The sequence below is a fragment of the bacterium genome (genome assembly GCA_037143175.1).
In the GTDB taxonomy this organism is placed as follows: Bacteria; Verrucomicrobiota; Kiritimatiellia; order CAIKKV01; family CAITUY01; genus JAABPW01.
This window is the reverse complement of the sequence record JBAWZF010000010.1, coordinates 50,712-69,358: the sequence shown is the minus strand read 5'-3', so window position 1 is coordinate 69,358 and position 18,647 is coordinate 50,712. Positions and strand designations below refer to the sequence as shown.

Sequence of the window (18,647 nt, the reverse complement as noted above, 5' to 3'; positions counted from 1 at the left end):
CACCAAAACAAAAACAAGTTATCTTAACTTAGCGCCATTCAGGGCTGACCCCGATCCCTCCGCGCGCGAAAACTAAAACGGCGGCTCTCTCCGCCGTCCGACAAAAGAAATCATCTCAATTGCAGGGGGCTAAACTGTTACAGCAGGGGGGCTACCGGGGAATGAAGGGCGAGACGGTTCCTTTGAGCAGGGGGTGACCCCTGGTATGCTCTTATTTGTTAGAGGTTGATGCGGGAAGCGCGCTCTTGAAGTAGTGTTTTGAAGCGGTCTTTCATGTCGGGGCTGCAGAAACCCTTCGCCATTATCCGAAGGGCGGTGGAGAGGTTTTTGGAGAAGCGCTCATAAACGTTCTCGATCTGTTTATTCGTGAGTTTCATGGAAATGGCAAATCGCATGAAATCCTCCCGCGTCAATCGACTCTTTCGACCATTCAGTGTCAGTGCGGTCTCTTCGGTATCCTCCGGCAGCAGCAGGACCGTCGGGAGCAGGTCATAGGCGGGCGACAATGCGATTGCGCCACCGAGTCTGTATAGCAACGAAAAGTTCTTTAGATGCATATCCGAGTTGCCGGTGAGGAAGCAGAAAAGCGTCACTTCGAACAGCCGCAGGGCGTCAAATAAAGGGTTGCTACAGTGCCGCAGGATCACCTTGCCCACCTGCTCCAGAGAGCCCCGGTATTTCTGTTCGGTCAGCCGGTCGGTCAGTTGGCACATGTCCTCCATATGGAGTTTTGTCTCGCCATCGCGGTCCATGCGTTTGGTGACGAAAGCGAGCCGCTTATCTTCCAGCGGGATTAATCCGCATTCGGCTGTTGAGAGGCCGAAGCACTTGGCGATACGCATCGTCAGATGCTCCAGTTCCGGCATCTCAGGAAAGCGGGTCACCGGTGGCTTGAGGATATAGCCTCCCTCCAGGCCAACCAACGTAAATCTGGAATTTTGCGGGCGCTCTCCTCTTTCAAGATGCAAGGAAAGCTTGGGTTGAACGCCGGGAACCGTGACATGCTGGCGCACGATTTTTTCGGCCAGTCCATTCAGTTGTTCCCAAGTGTAGGGAAGTTGGGGTGGGTGGGGTGCACCGAAGAGCTTCCGGCAACAGGTTTCATGATATTGCATGACGCCGTCCCCCAACGGTTCGAGACAGATCTGGCAGTTTGTGCTATTCATTTTCTGTCCTCCAGGGGAATGACTGACACCGCCCCGATGCAGTCGCGGCAACAAGCCAGCAATAATCCCATTCGGTCGCGTGGATCGAGCTTCCAGGTATGTTCGGCTATATCCAGCAGCCACCCCTCGGGAATCAGACCATCAAAGAAGGGGAAGAGTCGTTTGTCTTTGAAGCTTCCAGTTTGAAGGGGTAACGTCAGGCTGATGGCAACGGCATGGGGATCCGCTAGATAGGCCGCATCATACGTAAACGTATAGTCGCGATCCCTCTCCTCCAGTACTCCTGTCAAACGGCCCTGCATGTGGATTTCAGCTTTCCTCATCATCCACCTCCATGCGGAAAGCGTTCGGTTCCATTCGATGCCCAAACAGTGCCAGCACCTGATTCACCTTATCAAGCCGGAGCGAGGTCTTGCCCTGCTCCAGTTCGCGGATAAAGCGTAGGCCAACGCCAGCCCGGTCAGCCAAATCCTTCTGCGTCAGTCCCATCGCTCGGCGACGCTCCTTGATGAATAGAATCAACGGCTCAGTCATATTGCCCCCTTTTGGGTATAATTTACACAACAGGAAATATAATACCCCCTATCGGGTATATCAATGATATAATTTACAAAATTATACCCGATAGGGGGAACGCGAGGGTCAGCCCTTAGAATAAAGAATACGCTTGTCCGGGACGTGTGGGTGGAGTAGGGTAGGGAAATGGCGAGGAAACTTCGAGTGGAGTATCGTGGGGCGATCTACCATGTGACGGTACGGTCAAATGGCGGATCGGTGTTGTTCAAGGATGACAAGGACCGGTGGTACCTGCTGGGCCGGATCGAGGAGGCGGGGGAGCGGCATGGTGTGCGGGTATACCTGTTCTGTTTGATGAGAAACCATTTCCACCTGGTGCTGGAGACGCCGCGAGGGAACTTGGGGCAGTTCATGCAGGGGGTCTTGACCGGGTATGGCGTGTACTACAACTTGCGGCACCGGAGTCACGGGCATGTGACGCAGGGGCGGTACGGGGCAAGACTGGTGGATGGGAATGAGTACCTGCTGAAGTTGAGCCGGTATGTGCACCTGAACCCGGTAAAGATCGGGGCGGTAAGGTCGAAGCCCCTGGCTGAACGGCTGGAGATGCTTCGGACGTACCCATGGAGCAGCTACCGGGGCTATGTTGGGTTGGCGGCACGGCGTGCCTTCGTTGAGCACGATCCAGTGCTTGACCTTATGGACCTTATGGATGGGAGCAAGACGAAGCGGGGAGAGAGGTATCGAGCCTTTGTGGAGTCAGGGGTGGCGGAGGATGACGGGGAGTTCGCAGCGGTGCTGGGACGGTCGGTTCACTGCATTGGGAGTGACGATTTCCGGGAAGAGGTGGAGGTGAGGTACGCGGCGCTGCTTGGGAAGGGAGTTGTGCGTGAGGATGCGTCCTTCCGGCGGCGTGCAGGGGTGTTGCGCGCCGATAGGATCATGGCCATGGTGGCGGTGATCGCAGGGCTGCCGGAAGAGGCCTTGCGGACGAGGAGGCGGGATTGCCGGTGGCGGGCGGTGGCGGCGCGGATGTTGTGCCGGTACGGAGGCCTGACGCAGAGGGACGTGGCGGAGACGCTGGGGGTGCGTACGGGCGTGGCGGTGAGTTGCCAACTCAGGCGGCTGACCCAGTTGCTGGAGTCGGACCTGGAATTGGGATCGGTGGTCCAGAGAATCGAGAAGCAGTTGGACAAGGAGCAGGCGAAATCCAAGCACTAATTACTAATCTAAGGGCTGACCCTTGGGATATTCCAAAATCGCCGCCAGCGCCAGCAAAAAGGGATTCAGGCTGATCAGGCCTACTGAACACCATCTTTTCTCACTCCCGAGAAATTTTACAAGGCGACGGCATTATTTTCGCCGTAACTTGTGTTAATCCATACTTGGCACTCCTTCTGCTTTAATAATTATAGCGGAAGGAAATTCGAAGATGGCCACAAATTTCAAAATGCAAGGAGAGTTGGAGCCCGGGTTGTTGATGGATGTGCTCCAAGTGCTAAATCGGCGCCGGAACCTGAACGGTTATGTTGAGGTAACCTCGGCTTCAGTGATGGGCCGGATATGGCTTCAGGAAGGTGCGATCATCTCCGCCATTTGGAACGACCGTCAGGGAGAATTGGCCGTCGAGTGTATGCTGCGGTTGAAACAAGGCCTTTTCGAGGTGGGTGAGGCAATCAGCTTACCAGCCAAAACGATTTCCAAGGATACTACAGCCATCCTCATGATGTGTATGAGGGCCATTGGACGGGATTCCCTGGCACCCGCAGCCCCCACACGCCTTCCCCCGGCCCAACAGGCACCTGTGCAGACGACTATTCCTGTGATGACTGACGAACCGATGCCCACGCCAGTTCGTCTCCCAGTTGACCGTCCCTGCAAGCGCGGGTTTGTTGTGGCGGGGCGGTGGAGTTTGGGTATTGCGGCGGCTATTCTGTTGGTGGTACTGGGGACAGGCGGAATGGCGGGTACGAAGCTTTGGACTGCAACGCAGACTCCAGTACCGGTTCAAGTGGAGCCAGTTCCCGTCGTGACACCGACAGTACCTGTAATCGCGCTTCCTGCCAAACCTGTGATCATTAATGATGGTTGGCCGAATGTGATGCTCTCCGCACTGGCCGCGTCCGGCAAAAGACATTACTGCGCAATTCTGAACGGGCAGTTATTGGGCGTTGGCGAGCAAGTAGATGGCGTGACCGTCCGGTCGATTCGCGCTAATGGCGTGGTTCTGGAATATCAAGGTCAACGTCGCTTTCTGTGTGCCATTCAGCAACGATAGCGGATCGGAACCAGAGTTCTGTCCCGCCTTCCTGGTTGAACGGCTGTTCCAACTTCAACCTTAAGGCGATCCCCACCATTGCGGCTAAGGCAGCAGCCCGCTATCGGCAATTACTATATGTTTCTGGGGAAGTGCAGGGGATTCGAACGAATGGCCGACCGGTGAAGAAGGGGTTCAGTACGGAGGTTGTAGAATACGTGATTGCGCAGAAGGGCAAACTGCCACTGAATGAAATCCTGCGGAGTCGGATCCGGTATTTCACTGATGGGGCAATTATTGAAAGTAAAGTGTTTGTGGAAGAGGCATTTGGGCGGCACCGAGCCCACTTCAGTGAGAAACGGGAAGCCGGAGCCAAGCGGATGAAGGGTGGCGACTGGGGAGATCTGTTCACCGCACGTCAGTTGAGAGTGGATATATTCGGGATCCCGGCGGCGCTATAAAAAGGGATAAAGGATATCTCGTGATGATTCCGGCAGGCGATTCCAGCTTTTCTGTCCCTAGGTTTTCTAGGTTTTCTCAGTCATGCGGAGTGATTACTTTGGCGATAGCGCGAGGGGCTGATCCGGGTCACGCGGCGGAAGACCCTGCTGAAGTGATAAGGATCAGGATACCCGACGTCACGCGCAATGCGGTGGATTGGCACGGCTCCCTGTCGGATCAGTTCCAAGGCACGAAGGATACGGCGTCGTTCCAAATGCCGCATGGGGGTGAGTCCCGTCAAATCCTGGAACAGGGTGCAAAAGTAGGCGGGTGATAAGTGGACGCTGATGGCTAAGTCGGACAGGGTGAGCGGGCGCGCATAATCAGTGTCGATCAGACGCAAGGCGGCTGCGATTTGCGGAAGCCGGCTGGCTCGACTGGCTGAAAGTTCAGCCACCTCCTTGCGCCGGTGGATGGCGTCAGGAGCATGAAGATCATTCCGGGGACACCGGCAGAATTCCAGCATAATGCGCGGTAACAGTGATTTGATTGCCAGCTGGGCGCCCGGACGCTGGCCGTTCCATTCTTCCAACAAACTCTCCATCAGCTCCCTTACCCGGGAAGCTGCGGCCTTCTTAACACACCTCGGCATGGAAACCACATCCAGCAAGTGATGACCGCTCACTGTCCGGGCATGGAAATGGATCCACAACACCTCCAGACCCATGGTCGGATCCACCGATCCGGTTTGGATCAGGCCTGCCGGGAATAGGAGCGCCATGCCGGGCTTAAGCCGATAGGAGGCCTCGTTCAGGTTCAAAGTGCCACCGCCACGGGTAATCACATAAACCTTGTCGTAAAGCGTATGCTCAATGAACTCCTGCCCCCACAAAGAATAGAGCGCAGTGTGTTGGGCCTCCTCACAACGGAACGTGGCATCAGCCAGGATCGCCGCCTGGTCGGCGGGTACGGCTTGTGTGGTTCTGGTTTCCATGGTTGATCGAAAGAATATCCATTAACCTCGCAAACTGCATCTATTGCCGTCAAGGCTGTTTTACTGTTGAGTAGCGCTGATTTTAAATGAAGGGAGCGCTCATGATCACAACTGACGACAGGAACATTATCCGGGGATTGGCAAGCCGAGTTGCGGAGTTGGCGGCCTTGCCGCACCAGGAGGAGACACGGGCGCGCTGGCGGAATTTGAACGGATTGAGACCGGAACGACCCCTGGTGATGATCGACCAGATCTGCTGGCATGAGCTGAATTGGAACCATGAGCTCTCGCTGGAATGCAAGGATGCCGGGTGCCGCGCTTATGAGACCGAACTGCGGCAGGTGCTCTACCGCTGGCAGCATTTCCGGGTGGATATGGTGATCGAGCCGTATATCCGCGTTCCGATGGCGATTACCAACACCGATTTCGGACTGACTGTCCATGAGGAGATAGCGGTAAGTGATCCCGCCAATAGCGTGGTGTCGCACAAGTTTGAGAACCAATTTGCCGACGACGGAGATCTGGACAAAATCCAGATGCCGACGGTACACCATAATGTCGCCGAGACACGGAGACGACTGGAAGTGGCCCATGAACTCTTTGCTGGCCTGCTGGAGGTCAAAGCCTGTGGGTATGATCCCTATTTATCCCTGTGGGATCCCATCTCGTTCTGGATGGGGGTGGAGGGGGCACTCTATACGATGATCGACCGGCCGGAATTCATGCACCGGGTGGTTGCGCGCATGACGGAAGGCTACCTGGGCCTGCTGGACCAGCTTGAGACCCAAGGCCTGTTGTATGGGCCTCAGGAGTTGATTCACTGTACCGGCGCATATACCGACGAATTGCCGGCACCGGGTTATGATCCTAAACGCCCTCGAACGCGGGATCAATGGATGTTCGGGCTGGCTCAAATGTTCTCCACGGTATCACCCGAGATGTTCAAGGAATTCGAAATCGACTACACCGCCCGGATCTGTGAACGGTTCGGCTTGGTCTACTACGGCTGCTGTGACCCCCTGGACGGCAAGATGAAAGAAGTGCGGATGCTACCTCATGTCCGCAAGATCTCGATGAGTCCATGGGCCGATGAGAGTCGCGGGGCGGCGGAGATCGGACGGGATTATGTCTATTCACGCAAGCCGAATCCCGCCCACGTGGCGATGACGGGCTTCAATGAGGATCTGATCAGGAAAGACCTCACGACAACATTGCGGCATTGCCAGGAGAACGGCTGCGCACTGGAGTATATTCTCAAGGACATCAGCACGGTTAATTACGATCCCACACGCCTGAACCGGTGGGCCGACATTGCAATGTCGGTTGTTGAATCATGATTCAGGACGGCACTTGTTATTACACATCAAGACCCGCATCGGCTAACTGCGCACTGCCTACTGGCCTCTACTCCAACCTCGGATTAAGAAACCCGGTATTGGGATCCGTAATTTTCTGGAGATAGGTCAGAAGTTCACGATCATACTCGGCATCCGCATCTTGTCCCATTTCGCGATAGATGCCACGCAGGCGGTAATAGCTTTCTTCGGCTTCATGCGCGCTGCTATAGCGTTGCTCCGGATCGGGATCAAGAAAGCGTTTAAGCAGCCGCACGATGCGCTTACTCTTTTGGACGAAGGGCGGAAGCATGGATTCCACCCGGTCAAACAGGGAAAGCTTGAATTGCAACAGGGTTGCGTCATCCATGTCGTTGCAGACATGAAGAGATTCGCCGCATAACATTTCCAAAGCGACCAGTCCCGCGCTAAAGAGGTCGGTTTGCGCCCGGCCCGGCTCCAACCGGTGCGTTTCAGGGGCCATGTAAATAGGGCTCCCCAGTAAAATGCTGATTTTTTCACCAATCTCAACCGCGCGGCCAAAGTCGACCAGTTTCACGGAGCCCATGCGGTCGATCATGATGTTCGAGGGTTTGATGTCGGCATGAAGGTAATTGGCCTCATGAAGCACCATCAGCCCCATCAGTATCTTGCGCAGAATATAGAGAGCCACTCCAGGTTGAAGAATAAACCGGGTGTCTTCCACCCGGAACAGGGTATTCATAAAATGGTCCCACTCTTCATCGGAAGACTGACTGCGCGCGATGGCGAGGTGTGAGCCGTTTAACAGGTATTGAAGATCGATGCCGTCAATCACTGACATTTGAAGATACCCGATGCCATTGGTCTCATCATAGGTGTCGTGGGGAACCAGGTTATCACTGTGGACAGGCTGAAGTTTCGAGACCTGGCTGGCGAGACGGCCCATGTCGATCCAGTATTTCTCGGCGGAGGAATAAATGCCAGGATCGTGAATTTTGATGGCATGCCGGGTGTGGCAGCCGCGGCCCCCCTGCCGGGTCGCGAGAAAGACAACCCCTTGTCTTCCCTTGCCGAGTTCTCTTGAAAATTGATAGGGAATGGGGGATAGGATGCTGCGGCTTTTGATAATAGAATGATAATCCGCGATGAGCCGGCGGATATCCGGATCAACAGGAGGGGAGGGCGGTTGGCTCTCCAATACTGTTTCATCATCATAGATTTCAGTCGATCGCGTTGTCATTTGTGGCGCGAACCCTATCACAGAGGATTCTGACTGGCAATCATAGCCGTAATGGCCTACAGTGCATCCGTTTTGATTTTACCCGGGATCGGGTAGTGAATGAGGAATCATCTATGCAGTGGTTGTTGAAAAAAATTATCGGAACGAAGAATCAGCGCGATGTGAAAAAAATGCAGCCGCTGGTGGTTCGAATCAATGAACTTGAACAGCAGTATCAGTCTCTGACCGAGGCGCAGCTCAAAGCCAAGACCATTGAGTTCAAGGAACGGCTGGCTAAGGGACAAACGCTCGATGATATTCTTTGCGAAGCTTTTGCCGTGGTCAAAAATGCCTGTCGCCGGTTATCGGGCACGCATTTTGACGTCTGTGGCCATGAACTGACATGGGAAATGATTCCCTTTGATACCCAGTTAATGGGAGGTATGGCCCTGCATCATGGCAAAATTGCCGAAATGGCAACCGGTGAAGGAAAGACTTTGGTCGCCACCCTTCCGCTATATCTGAACGCGTTGAGTGGGTTCAATGTACACTTGGTGACCGTAAACGATTATCTGGCCCGGCGCGATTCGCAATGGATGGGAATACTGTTAAAATATCTAGGGCTTTCAGTCGGTTGTATCCAAAACCAGATGAACCCCGAGGAACGTCGTGCGGAGTATGCCAAGGATATCACCTATGGAACCAATAGCGAATTCGGTTTCGATTATCTGCGTGACAATGGCATGGCCTGGCGCGCCGAGGATCAAGTGCAGCGCGGGTATTTCTATGCCATCGTTGATGAAATTGACAGCATTCTGATTGATGAAGCTCGTACCCCGCTGATCATTTCCGGTCCTGCCCCGGTTTCTTCGCACCAGTATCAGGAGGTGAAGCCCCGTGTGGAGCGCTTGGTTCGTCGACAGTCCGAATTGTGTAACCAATTGATTGTTGAAGCGCGTACGGCTATCGAGAAGAAGGATGATGACGTGGCCATGCAGAAGCTTTACAAGGTTCGGCGTGGTATGCCCAAGCACAAGCAATTAACGCATCTTCTTGAGGATCCCGCCGTGCGGCGGCTGGTGGAAAAAGTGGAAGGCATGATGCTGACCGATATGTATAAGGAACAGGCCCGCGCCCTTCGCGAGGAGCTGTTATTTGTAATCGATGAAAAAAGCCATGACGCCACCCTGACGGAAAAGGGTTGCGAGGAGATGAGCCCTTCCGACCCAGACGCTTATGTGCTGCCGGATTTAGTATCAGTCATGTCGGACATTGACGGGGATGTCAGCATGAGCGAAACGGATAGGGCCAAAATGAAATTGGAGTTTCAAGAGCGGGTTGCCCAGCGTAGCGAGCGCATTCATAACGTGGATCAATTGATTAAGGCCTACTGTCTGTACGAAAAAGATGTGCAGTATGTGGTTCAGGATAATCAAGTCTTGATCGTGGATGAGTATACCGGACGCATTCTACCCGGACGTCGTTGGAGTGACGGACTGCATCAGGCTGTGGAAGCCAAGGAAGGTGTGAAGATCGAACGGGAAACCCAGACTCTCGCGACGATTACCATCCAGAATTATTTCCGTATGTACAAGAAGCTGGCCGGTATGACGGGTACGGCGGAGACGGAAGCCGACGAGTTTCATCAGATTTATAAACTCGATGTCATGGTCATTCCCACCAATCGTCCTGTGCGCCGGATGGACAAGAACGACGTGGTGTACAAGACCCAGCGTGAAAAATTCAAGGCGATCATCGATGAAATTGCCGAGTGCCATGGCCGCGGACAACCGGTACTGGTGGGCACCATCTCCGTTGAAACGTCAGAATTAGTGAGTCGGATGTTGGACCGGGCGAAAATCCCTCATAGTGTTTTGAATGCCAAGAACCATGAACGTGAGGCCGACATTGTTACTCGCGCAGGGCAGAAGGGGGCTGTGACCATCGCCACCAATATGGCCGGTCGAGGTACGGATATTAAACTTGGTGAGGGCGTCGTCTGGGTGCCTCGCGATGTGGTTTTGTCGCAGCTTAGTCTCACGGACAAGTTGAATGGCAAAACATTGAAGGAGCAGTTAAGCGAAACTCCCTGCGGCCTCTATGTGATAGGTTCCGAACGGCATGAATCGCGGCGTATTGACCGCCAGTTGCGCGGTCGTTGCGCCCGCCAGGGTGACCCCGGGATGTCCCGATTCTATGTCTCGCTTGAAGACGATCTGATGCGGTTATTCGGGTCCGACCGGATCGCCAGTTTCATGGAAAAGTTCGGCATGGAAGAGGGCGAAATGCTCGAACATTCCATGTTGAATCGGTCCATTGAGACAGCCCAGCGCCGAGTTGAGCAGCAGAACTTCTCCATCCGCAAGCGAACGCTTGAGTATGACGATGTGATGAATAAGCAGCGGTCTATTATCTACGCATTCCGCGGGGATATTGTTCGTGGGATTGAAATCCGTGAGCAGCTGTATGATGTCATTTATGATGTGATCTCAAACCGTGCCGAATCCGTGCTGGAAGGCGGTAAAGAGGATGCCATTGAGGCTTTCCTGATCTGGGTACACAGCACGTTCCCGATCGCCGTGAAACGCGAGGAATTGAGCTTGGGCAAGGATGATCTTGAAAAAGTAGTGAAGTTGATTTTCGGAAGAGTCAGGGATGCCTACGAGATCAAGGTGTCATCCGAAGGTGGCGAGATGATGCAGAACGTGGAGCGCCAGGTGATGTTGCAGGCCATTGATCTGCACTGGCAGGACTACCTGCGGGGGATCGACGGGCTGCGTCAGGGCATTGGGATGCGTGCTTATGGTCAGCGTGATCCGCTGATTGAATACAAACGTGAAGCCTATGACATGTTTGCCACCCTGATGGATGATATCCGCGAAGATATTTGCGAAAAGATTTTCCGGGCCTCAACCCAGATGATGGCTTTCGAACGGTTCATGCGGGAGATGCCCACCCAGACGATTCACGACGGCGTGGTCGCACTGGGCCAACCGGCCGAATCGGCCGCTCAACCGAGCCGGTCTGCCGTCCGTGGCGGAGATGCGGCCATGCAAGCGGCCATGAAGGCGGCCTCCATGCCGGTTCAACGGACTACCGCGAAAGTTGGCAGGAATGACGCCTGCCCTTGCGGGAGTGGCAAGAAATATAAGAAATGCTGTGGGGAAAATACTTGATCCGGGTGGTGGGGTGGATTCGCGAGTCTTGGCGTTGGATAGCAGCCGCAGTTTCGGGTTTGCTGTTAGTGCTCGCGTTTCCACCTTTTGAGTCGGGACAGGTCGCCTGGGTGGCCTTGATCCCGCTCTTGTTAGCGTTATTAGTTCAATCGCACGCTAAGCCCGGAATCCCGGTTCAAACGGCCTTCAAGATGGGCTTGACCACCGGTCTCATATTCTGGCTCATCACCATGAGTTGGATGTTCCGGTTGTTTGATACCTCGCCTGCACCTGCAGTTTTGATTGTGATCGGTTGGCTTTTGTTGTGCGGGTATTGTTCGCTATTTCTGGGCGTATTTGCCATGTCTGTTGCTTGGCTGGCTCAGCATATCGGCAAGGATAAATTCTGGCAGACCCTTTTACTCACGTTCTTAATTCCCGTCTTATGGGTGGGTGGCGAGGTAATCCGCTCCTATTTGTTTGCCGGTTTTCCCTGGAATTTGCTGGCCATCTCCCAGTACCGGAATGTACTGCTGATTCAAGCGGCCCAATGGGTCGGAGCTCCGGGCGTTTCGGGTGTGTTGATGCTGGCCAATACCGGCCTGGCCTTTACTATTTTGCGCTACGTTTCACCACGTAAGCAGAAACACTATCGACCGCATTTGGAATTGTTTGTCGCACTGTTGAGTATGGCGCTTTGCTTCAGGTCGGGCGTTTTACTCGTCCGGGAGTATACCCCGGTTATCCGCTCCGTCACCATCAGCGCCATTCAGCCGGCGATCCCACAGATCAAAAAATGGACGGATGAGCAAGTGGATCTTATTCATTCCACATTCCGCCAGTTGATGACGCAGACGGTAAAAGATCCCGAGGGGCTCCCGGATCTCATTGTCTGGCCTGAAACGGCAACCCCGTATTGTGTTACCGATGAACGGGGCGCCTCGAAGGATTTTGTTGAGGAGCTCTGTCACTGGGGGAGCCCCTTGTTGGTGGGCTCCATGGATGAAGTCAGCGTCGGCTGGAGTGTTTCGTATTATAATGCGAGTTTCCTGTTTGATACCAACGGTGTCGTAACCGAGCATTATTATAAGCAACATCTGGTTCCTTTTGGTGAGTTTGTACCTCTGAGCGGGATCATTCCCTGGTTGGGTACGCTGGCACCCATGGGCTGGAATTGTTCGCCCGGACGGGAAGCAACCGTCTTTACGCTGGGCTCCTTATCCAAATGGAGTTTTTCCTGCCTGATTTGTTTCGAAGATATTATGGCGGATTTGTCGCGGGCTGCGGTCAAGAGAGGTGCCCGGCTGTTGGTGAACCAGACGAATGATGCCTGGTTTGACCGGTCGGCAGGCCCGGAACAACATTTGGCCCATTGCGTTTTCAGGTGCGTGGAAAATCGGGTGGCGGCCGTGCGGGTGGCGAACTCGGGGGTTTCCTGTCTGATTGAACCAACCGGGCTGATTGTCGAGCAGACGGAGAATGGGATCGGACGACCGCCGGAAGCCGCCGTACTGCGCTGGCAGGTGCCGATTCCTGAGGCGGACTTTGAATTGACCGCTTATACCCGCTATGGCGACTGGCTTTTAGGCATACCCTGCGGAGTTGTCGCCGTGATTTGTTTTGTGTTAGCATGGCAAACTCTGCGGCGAAAAACGTTGCTGGCAGATAAGGGAGTGGATCAATTATGAATGAAGATATTAAGGGCCGCATTCAGGAAATGCGGGAGAAAACCGATGAGATGCGAGGTTATCTTTGACGTCGCCAAACGGAAAGCGACGTTAAATGAACTCGAAGCCCAGACCGCAATGCCGGGGTTTTGGGATGACCCCAATAAGGCTAAAAACCATCTCGGTCGCGTGAATGAGATTAAGGCGGTTTTGGATCCCTTCGCCCGGATTGATAAACTGGTTGAGGAAGCTGGCTTGATGGCCGAGCTGTCCGAGGCGGAAGAGCCCGGCCCTCTTCGGGATCATGCGTTGAGCGATGCGGCCAAAGATCTTGATCGCGCCGAGGTTCTCTTTAATGAACTGGAGACCCGGTCGCTCTTGAATGGGCCCCTGGATCGAAGCAATGCCTTTGTGACCGTCCATGCCGGTGCCGGGGGTACGGAGTCCTGCGACTGGGCCAATATGCTATTCCGCATGTTTCAGCGCTTTGCTTCAAAAAAAGGCTTTGAGGTCGAAGTACTCGATATTCAGGCGGGTGATGAAGCCGGAATTAAATATGCCACTTTTGCAGTTCGGGGTCCGTTTGCGTATGGATTCATGAAATGTGAGCGGGGAATTCACCGGTTAGTCCGCATCAGCCCCTTTGATTCCAACAAGCGGCGTCACACCTCCTTTGCCTCATTGGATGTTATTGCTGAATTGGACGATGACATTGAGGTGGAGATCGATGAAAAAGATCTGCGCATTGATACCTTCCGTTCCAGCGGTTCGGGTGGACAGCATGTCAACAAGACGGATTCAGCCATCCGGATCACCCATATGCCGACAGGCCTTGTTGTGTCATGTCAGGCAGAACGCTCCCAACACATGAACAAGGCCAAATCCATGCAGATGTTGAAGGCCAAGATATATGAGCTTGAGATGGATAAGAAACGCAAGGAGATGGAACGCTTCTATGGTCAGAAGGGTGAAATGGCCTGGGGTAACCAAATTCGATCATATGTTTTTCAGCCCTATACAATGGTGAAAGATCATCGTACAGAGGCCGAAACCAGTAATGTTGAAGCCGTCATGGATGGGGATTTGGATCGTTTCATTGAGGCGTACCTGAAGAAGGAAAAAGCCGCCGAGAGAAAGAGTTAACACGATGTTGATACGCAGTATGACTGGATATGGGCGGGGAGAAGCGACCGCAAAAGGGCTCCGTGTCGAGGTGGAACTGACTTCCGTCAATCGCAAACAGTTGGAAGTCAGGATTTCACTGCAACGAGCCTGGCAGGCCTTGGAATCAAGGGTTGGCGAGTTGGTTCAGGAATCCATTTCCAGAGGTCAGGTTTCCGGCTCGATCGTAGTACATGTCTCCGAAGCATTACGGGCAAAGAGTTTAAAAGTAAACCGGGCGTTAGCGGCAGTTTATGCATCCGAACTTCGCAAGACTGCCAAGGCGTTGAAATTGAAGGACGACCTCTCTGCCAGCCTACTATTGAGCCTACCGGAAGTCGTGAGTTATTCCGGGGTGGATCAGGATGTGGATTTTGTGTGGCCAGTAATCGAAAAGGGCCTCAAGGCGGCCATTGCCCAGCTTCTGATCATGCGGCTTAAGGAAGGCACGGAGTTGGTCCACGATTTGGAAGGTCGGTTAAAAAAACTTAGTGAGCATCTCGATGGCATCCGTCAGGAGGCGCCACTTGTTACCGAACGCTATCGCGAAGCCATTCGCAAGCGTCTGGCCCAGGCCGGGGTGATACTGGATGCCTCGGATCCGGTAGTGATGAAGGATCTGGCCGTGTTTGCAGATCGGTCGGACATCACCGAAGAAATCACACGGCTGGAGAGTCATCTCAAGCAGGCCCATACTTTATTCAAATCGCGGGAACCGGTCGGTCGGACTTTAGACTTTCTGGCCCAGGAGATGTTCCGGGAAATCAATACCATCGGATCCAAGGCTAATGAAGTCCGCATTACACGCCAGGTGATTGAATTTAAAACCGAGTTGGAACGGATCCGTGAGCAGGTTCAGAATATCGAATAACAGGGCAAAGGGTGAGGGGTGAAGGATGAAACATGGGAGAGCGTTACTGCTGGTGGTGTCAGCACCATCTGGTGCCGGGAAAACGACATTGTGCAACCGGTTGCTTGCCGAGCATGACGGCATGACACGTTCTGTTTCCTGCACGACCCGGGCACCGCGTGGGGCGGAGATTGATGGCAAGGATTATCATTTTCTGTCAGCGACTGAATTCGATCGTCGGGTATCCGAAGGCCTGTTTTTGGAGCATGCCGTTGTGCATGGGAACCAGTACGGAACTTTGCGCAGCAATGTGGAGTCCGTCCTGAAAGCGGGTAGGGATGTTCTGCTCGTCATTGATGTCCAAGGGGCTGCCGCGGTTCGCAAGGCGGCCCAATCTCTGGGCGGCCTACTGGGCCGTGCCTATGTGGACATATTCATCGCTCCACCCTCGATTGAGGCCCTGCGGGACAGGCTTCAAAAACGTGGCGAAGATGCAGCGGATGTGATTGAGCGCCGTTTGGTCAATGCCCTGGGCGAAATGGAGCGGGGGAATGAATACCAATACCTGGTCGTAAATGACAATCTTAAGCAGGCATTTACTGAGTTAAAAACTATTATTCGCGCGGAGCATGACCGAAACCCATGCTGATCGATACCCATGCTCATTTCCGTGAAACCATGACGCCAGGCGAAATTGCGGGGATCATGGAGCGGGCTCGTTTTGCAGGGGTGGGGCGAATCATGGCTGTCGGGTGTGAGCCAGACACCAATGCGTCTGCCCTACGTCTGGCAGCGGCTTATCCAGATCGCGTAAAGGCCGCAGTAGCCTATGATCGGAGTCTGGCTGGCTCTGATGCCAAGGCCGACGATATCCGGCGTCTGATTCAGTCTGCTCCGACTGGTCAGGTGACAGCCATCGGGGAAATCGGACTCGACTTATATTATGAACCGGAAACGGCTGAGGCACAGCAGGAATTAATGGAATCTCAGCTTGCCCTGGCCCGGGAACTCTGCTTGCCGGTGATTGTGCACAGTCGGCAAGCGGACAGCGAAACGTTGGCTTTATTGACTACCCATTCAAAAGTCTGGTCAGGTGATGCAGCTCTGATAGGGGTTCTACATTGTTTTACTGGTGAAGAGCCGTTTGCCCGACGATTGCTGGATTTGGGGTTCATGATCAGTTTCAGCGGGATTGTCACCTTCCGGAATGCCGATCCTTTGCGCGCGGTGGCTAAAGTCATTCCTGATGACCGGTTATTATTGGAAACGGATTCGCCTTATCTCACGCCTGTTCCGCATCGTGGCAAACCCAATGAGCCCTGCTATCTGCCTGCCGTAGCGGCCCTGGCTGCAAATATACGTGGGGTGACAATTGAAAGCCTGTCAGCGGTTACATCAGAAAATGCGACTCGGTTGTTTAATTTTGAGAGGTGAGCTATGGCCCTGAAAATCATCTGTGCAACGAATATGCCATTTGCCATGGAGGCCTTTAGTACTCTGGGTGAAACGCGGATTCTGGAAGGCCGTAATATCAAATTTGATGATGTGCGGGAGACGGATATTCTGGCACTTCGCTCCACTACCAAAGTCAATCGCGCGCTGTTGGATGGAAGCAAGGTCCGTTTTGTCGGGACGGCGACGATTGGGACGGATCATTTGGATATTCCGTATTTTGACAAGGCGGGCATCAAATGGTGTTTTGCGCCGGGATGCAATGCCAATAGCGTTTCCGAATACATCACCGCAGCGCTGTTGTATCTTGCCAGCAAACATGGATTTATTCTGAAAGGGAAGACCATTGGAGTCATCGGAGTTGGGAATGTGGGCCGCCGTGTGGTGCAAAAAACTCATGCCTTGGGTATGCGTGTCCTGATGAATGATCCGCCGAGAGAGAGAGAAGAAGGCAGCAGGCAGAGGTCAGAGGGCAGTAGCGAAAATCAGGAGATGGCAAACCCGTTTGTCAGTCTGGATCGGGTACTGGCGGAGGCGGATATTATTACCGTGCATGTGCCGTTGACCAAAGAGGGTGTGGACAAGACGGTTCATCTGGCTGATGCGGCATTTTTTTCGCGTGCGAAAAAGGGTCTTATTTTCCTGAATGCGGCCCGTGGCCCCGTGGTGGATTCTCCGGCGTTGCTTGCGGCACTTGATGAGGGGCGGGTAAGCCATGCGGTTCTGGATACCTGGGAAGGGGAGCCCAATTATCGGATGGACTTACTTGGCCGTGTGGATATCGCCACCCCCCATATTGCCGGCCATTCCTTTGAAGGTAAAGTCATGGGCACCGTCATGGTGTATCAAGAAGTCTGCAAGTTTTTGGAAATTCCGGCAACTTGGTCACATGAGGCGCTATTGCCTCCGCCTCTAGTCCCGGTAGTCAGGGTGAATGCGGCCGGACGCGAAGATCAGTCGGTCCTTCGGGAAATAGTCAGTCAGGTTTATGACCTTGAAGGGGATGATCGCCGATTCCGCGAATCCGCTGTTGCGGATGAAAAGGCCAGAATGAAGAATTTTGACCTTCTGCGCAGCGACTACCATGAACGTCGTGAGTTCCAATACACAATGGTAAAATTAGCAGGCGGCAATGAACAATTATATCGCACATTGAGTGAACTTGGATTTAGAGTACAGAGAGTATAACAATGAATGCGATAATTCTATCCATCGGTGATGAACTTGTGCTAGGTCAGACACTTGACTCAAATTCAGCATGGTTAAGCGCCCGGTTGGCTGATCGCGGCATTATTCCATTATATCATAAAACAATTGCGGATGATTTAGAGGCCACGGTCAGGGCGCTGAGGCTTGCTGTCGATGAGACAGATTTGGTTGTTGTGACGGGTGGATTGGGGCCGACCCAGGACGACTTGACCCGGCAGGCGCTTGCAGCTTTCATGAATAAACCCCTGGATTTGCATCCCCCGTCCCTTGAGCGGATGAAGGCATTTTTCAAGTTGTTAGGGCGCGAAATGCCGCTATCCAATCGTATTCAGGCCCATTTTCCGCGCGGTGCCGAGGTGCTTGATAATGATTGGGGAACGGCCCCTGGTATCAAGCTTAAGGCAGGGAAGACGTTAATTTTTGCATTGCCCGGCGTTCCCTATGAGATGGAGAAAATGTCCGAACGTTACATTTTTCCGCTTTTTGAAAAGAACTCAGGGATGGTGGTTGCGGTAGAGTCACTGGCCACTTTTGGCGCAGGTGAATCGACAGTTGCCGAGAAATTAGGGGAACTGATGCGACGGGATCGCAATCCACTTGTGGGCACTACGGTTTCCGGAGGGATCGTGACAGTGCGGTTCCGCAGTGAGGCACCCACCGTTGAATTGGCTCAGAAACAACTCGTTAGAATAGTGGCGTTGGTTAGGGAGCGTTTAGGTGTACTCGTTTTCGCCGAAGGGAAGCAGTCCTTGCCTGAAGCCTTGGGACAATTGGCGAAGGCAAAGTCGAAGCGATTGGTCACTGCAGAAAGCTGTACGGGTGGGTTGGTGGCAAAAATGTTAACGGATGTCCCGGGATCCAGCGCCTGGTTTGATGGAGGGTGGGTGACCTATTCGAATGCCATGAAGAGTGATGAATTGACTGTGTCTTCCACCTTAGTTGAGCAGGAAGGGGCTGTGAGTGAAGCTGTCGCCTGTGCAATGGCTGCGGGGGCTTTGAAGCATTCGACGGCTGATTATTCGATAGCACTAACCGGTATTGCCGGACCGGATGGCGGATCTGATGAAAAACCAGTGGGTCTGGTCTGGATTGCCATTGGAGGCAGAGATGGCACGCAAGTGACAACCCATGCTGAGTGTTTTCGCTTCCCCGGCAATCGCGATATGATCAGAGATCGGGCGGCCAAGACCGCGCTCAATCTATTGCGTTTGGAATTACTGAAGGCAATAGGGTGCCAGCTGTGA

Annotated in this window: 17 protein-coding genes; 12 read left to right on the top strand and 5 right to left on the bottom strand. The window is 53.6% G+C overall.

The genetic code is table 11. From position 1 onward, the window contains the following. Positions 1 to 218: 218 nt before the first annotated feature. Genes WCI03_05645 through WCI03_05635 form a run of 3 tightly spaced genes read right to left on the bottom strand, consistent with a single transcriptional unit; the run spans position 219 to position 1,700 of the window. The gene (locus WCI03_05645) at positions 219 to 1,166 is read right to left on the bottom strand and encodes a HipA domain-containing protein (protein ID MEI8139336.1); all 948 of its coding nucleotides are present in this window, start codon (positions 1,164 to 1,166) and stop codon (positions 219 to 221) included. After that, positions 1,163 to 1,489, bottom strand: coding sequence for a HipA N-terminal domain-containing protein (locus WCI03_05640; GenBank protein MEI8139335.1), 327 nt, complete (start codon positions 1,487 to 1,489; stop codon positions 1,163 to 1,165). The genes WCI03_05645 and WCI03_05640 overlap by 4 nt, the downstream gene beginning before the upstream one ends. Next, positions 1,476 to 1,700, bottom strand: coding sequence for a helix-turn-helix transcriptional regulator (locus WCI03_05635; GenBank protein MEI8139334.1), 225 nt, complete (start codon positions 1,698 to 1,700; stop codon positions 1,476 to 1,478). The genes WCI03_05640 and WCI03_05635 overlap by 14 nt, the downstream gene beginning before the upstream one ends. A gap of 168 nt (positions 1,701 to 1,868) precedes the next feature. Here WCI03_05635 and WCI03_05630 point away from each other — a divergent pair, with 168 nt between their 5' ends. The 3 genes from WCI03_05630 (at position 1,869) to WCI03_05620 (ending at position 4,400) form a co-directional block, all read left to right on the top strand. Beyond that, on the top strand, positions 1,869 to 2,903 hold the full coding sequence (locus tag WCI03_05630) for a transposase (GenBank protein MEI8139333.1): 1,035 nt from the start codon (positions 1,869 to 1,871) through the stop codon (positions 2,901 to 2,903). A gap of 211 nt (positions 2,904 to 3,114) precedes the next feature. Further along, positions 3,115 to 3,960, top strand: a complete 846-nt coding sequence (locus WCI03_05625; protein ID MEI8139332.1) for a DUF4388 domain-containing protein — start codon at positions 3,115 to 3,117, stop codon at positions 3,958 to 3,960. Beyond that, positions 3,939 to 4,400, top strand: coding sequence for a hypothetical protein (locus WCI03_05620; protein ID MEI8139331.1), 462 nt, complete (start codon positions 3,939 to 3,941; stop codon positions 4,398 to 4,400). The genes WCI03_05625 and WCI03_05620 overlap by 22 nt, the downstream gene beginning before the upstream one ends. An 80-nt stretch (positions 4,401 to 4,480) precedes the next feature. On the opposite strand, the gene WCI03_05615 is transcribed toward WCI03_05620, so the two are convergent. Next, entirely contained in the window at positions 4,481 to 5,374 is an 894-nt protein-coding gene (locus WCI03_05615; protein ID MEI8139330.1) for an AraC family transcriptional regulator, read from the bottom strand. A 101-nt stretch (positions 5,375 to 5,475) separates the two neighbouring features. Here WCI03_05615 and WCI03_05610 point away from each other — a divergent pair, with 101 nt between their 5' ends. Further along, on the top strand, positions 5,476 to 6,711 hold the full coding sequence (locus WCI03_05610; protein MEI8139329.1) for a hypothetical protein: 1,236 nt from the start codon (positions 5,476 to 5,478) through the stop codon (positions 6,709 to 6,711). A 67-nt stretch (positions 6,712 to 6,778) separates the two neighbouring features. On the opposite strand, the gene WCI03_05605 is transcribed toward WCI03_05610, so the two are convergent. Further along, complete coding sequence (locus WCI03_05605) at positions 6,779 to 7,930, bottom strand: serine/threonine-protein kinase (protein ID MEI8139328.1); 1,152 nt, start codon at positions 7,928 to 7,930, stop codon at positions 6,779 to 6,781. Positions 7,931 to 8,043: 113 nt separating this feature from the next. On the opposite strand from WCI03_05605, the gene secA reads away from it, so the two are divergent. From secA to WCI03_05565, 8 genes are all read left to right on the top strand, one after another. After that, positions 8,044 to 11,085, top strand: a complete 3,042-nt coding sequence (gene secA, locus WCI03_05600; GenBank protein MEI8139327.1) for a preprotein translocase subunit SecA — start codon at positions 8,044 to 8,046, stop codon at positions 11,083 to 11,085. After that, positions 11,064 to 12,752 carry an apolipoprotein N-acyltransferase gene (gene lnt / locus WCI03_05595; GenBank protein MEI8139326.1) on the top strand — a complete coding sequence of 563 codons (1,689 nt, stop codon included), beginning with the start codon at positions 11,064 to 11,066 and terminating at the stop codon, positions 12,750 to 12,752. Before secA ends, lnt begins: the two co-directional genes overlap by 22 nt. After that, a protein-coding gene (prfB, locus tag WCI03_05590; GenBank protein ID MEI8139325.1) for a peptide chain release factor 2 occupies positions 12,749 to 13,874 on the top strand; the annotation gives its coding sequence in 2 pieces (ribosomal slippage) (positions 12,749 to 12,814 and positions 12,816 to 13,874; 1,125 coding nt in all). Before lnt ends, prfB begins: the two co-directional genes overlap by 4 nt. 4 nt (positions 13,875 to 13,878) lie before the next feature. Further along, positions 13,879 to 14,763, top strand: coding sequence for a YicC/YloC family endoribonuclease (locus tag WCI03_05585; protein ID MEI8139324.1), 885 nt, complete (start codon positions 13,879 to 13,881; stop codon positions 14,761 to 14,763). 25 nt (positions 14,764 to 14,788) lie between these two features. Beyond that, a complete protein-coding gene (gene gmk / locus WCI03_05580) occupies positions 14,789 to 15,391 on the top strand; it encodes a guanylate kinase (GenBank protein MEI8139323.1) in 603 nt (200 codons plus the stop codon). Continuing rightward, positions 15,385 to 16,176: a TatD family hydrolase gene (locus WCI03_05575; GenBank protein ID MEI8139322.1), complete on the top strand. Its 792-nt coding sequence runs from the start codon at positions 15,385 to 15,387 to the stop codon at positions 16,174 to 16,176. Before gmk ends, WCI03_05575 begins: the two co-directional genes overlap by 7 nt. A 3-nt stretch (positions 16,177 to 16,179) precedes the next feature. Further along, positions 16,180 to 17,382, top strand: a complete 1,203-nt coding sequence (locus tag WCI03_05570) for a 4-phosphoerythronate dehydrogenase (protein ID MEI8139321.1) — start codon at positions 16,180 to 16,182, stop codon at positions 17,380 to 17,382. A gap of 2 nt (positions 17,383 to 17,384) precedes the next feature. Then, the gene (locus tag WCI03_05565) at positions 17,385 to 18,647 is read left to right on the top strand and encodes a competence/damage-inducible protein A (protein MEI8139320.1); all 1,263 of its coding nucleotides are present in this window, start codon (positions 17,385 to 17,387) and stop codon (positions 18,645 to 18,647) included.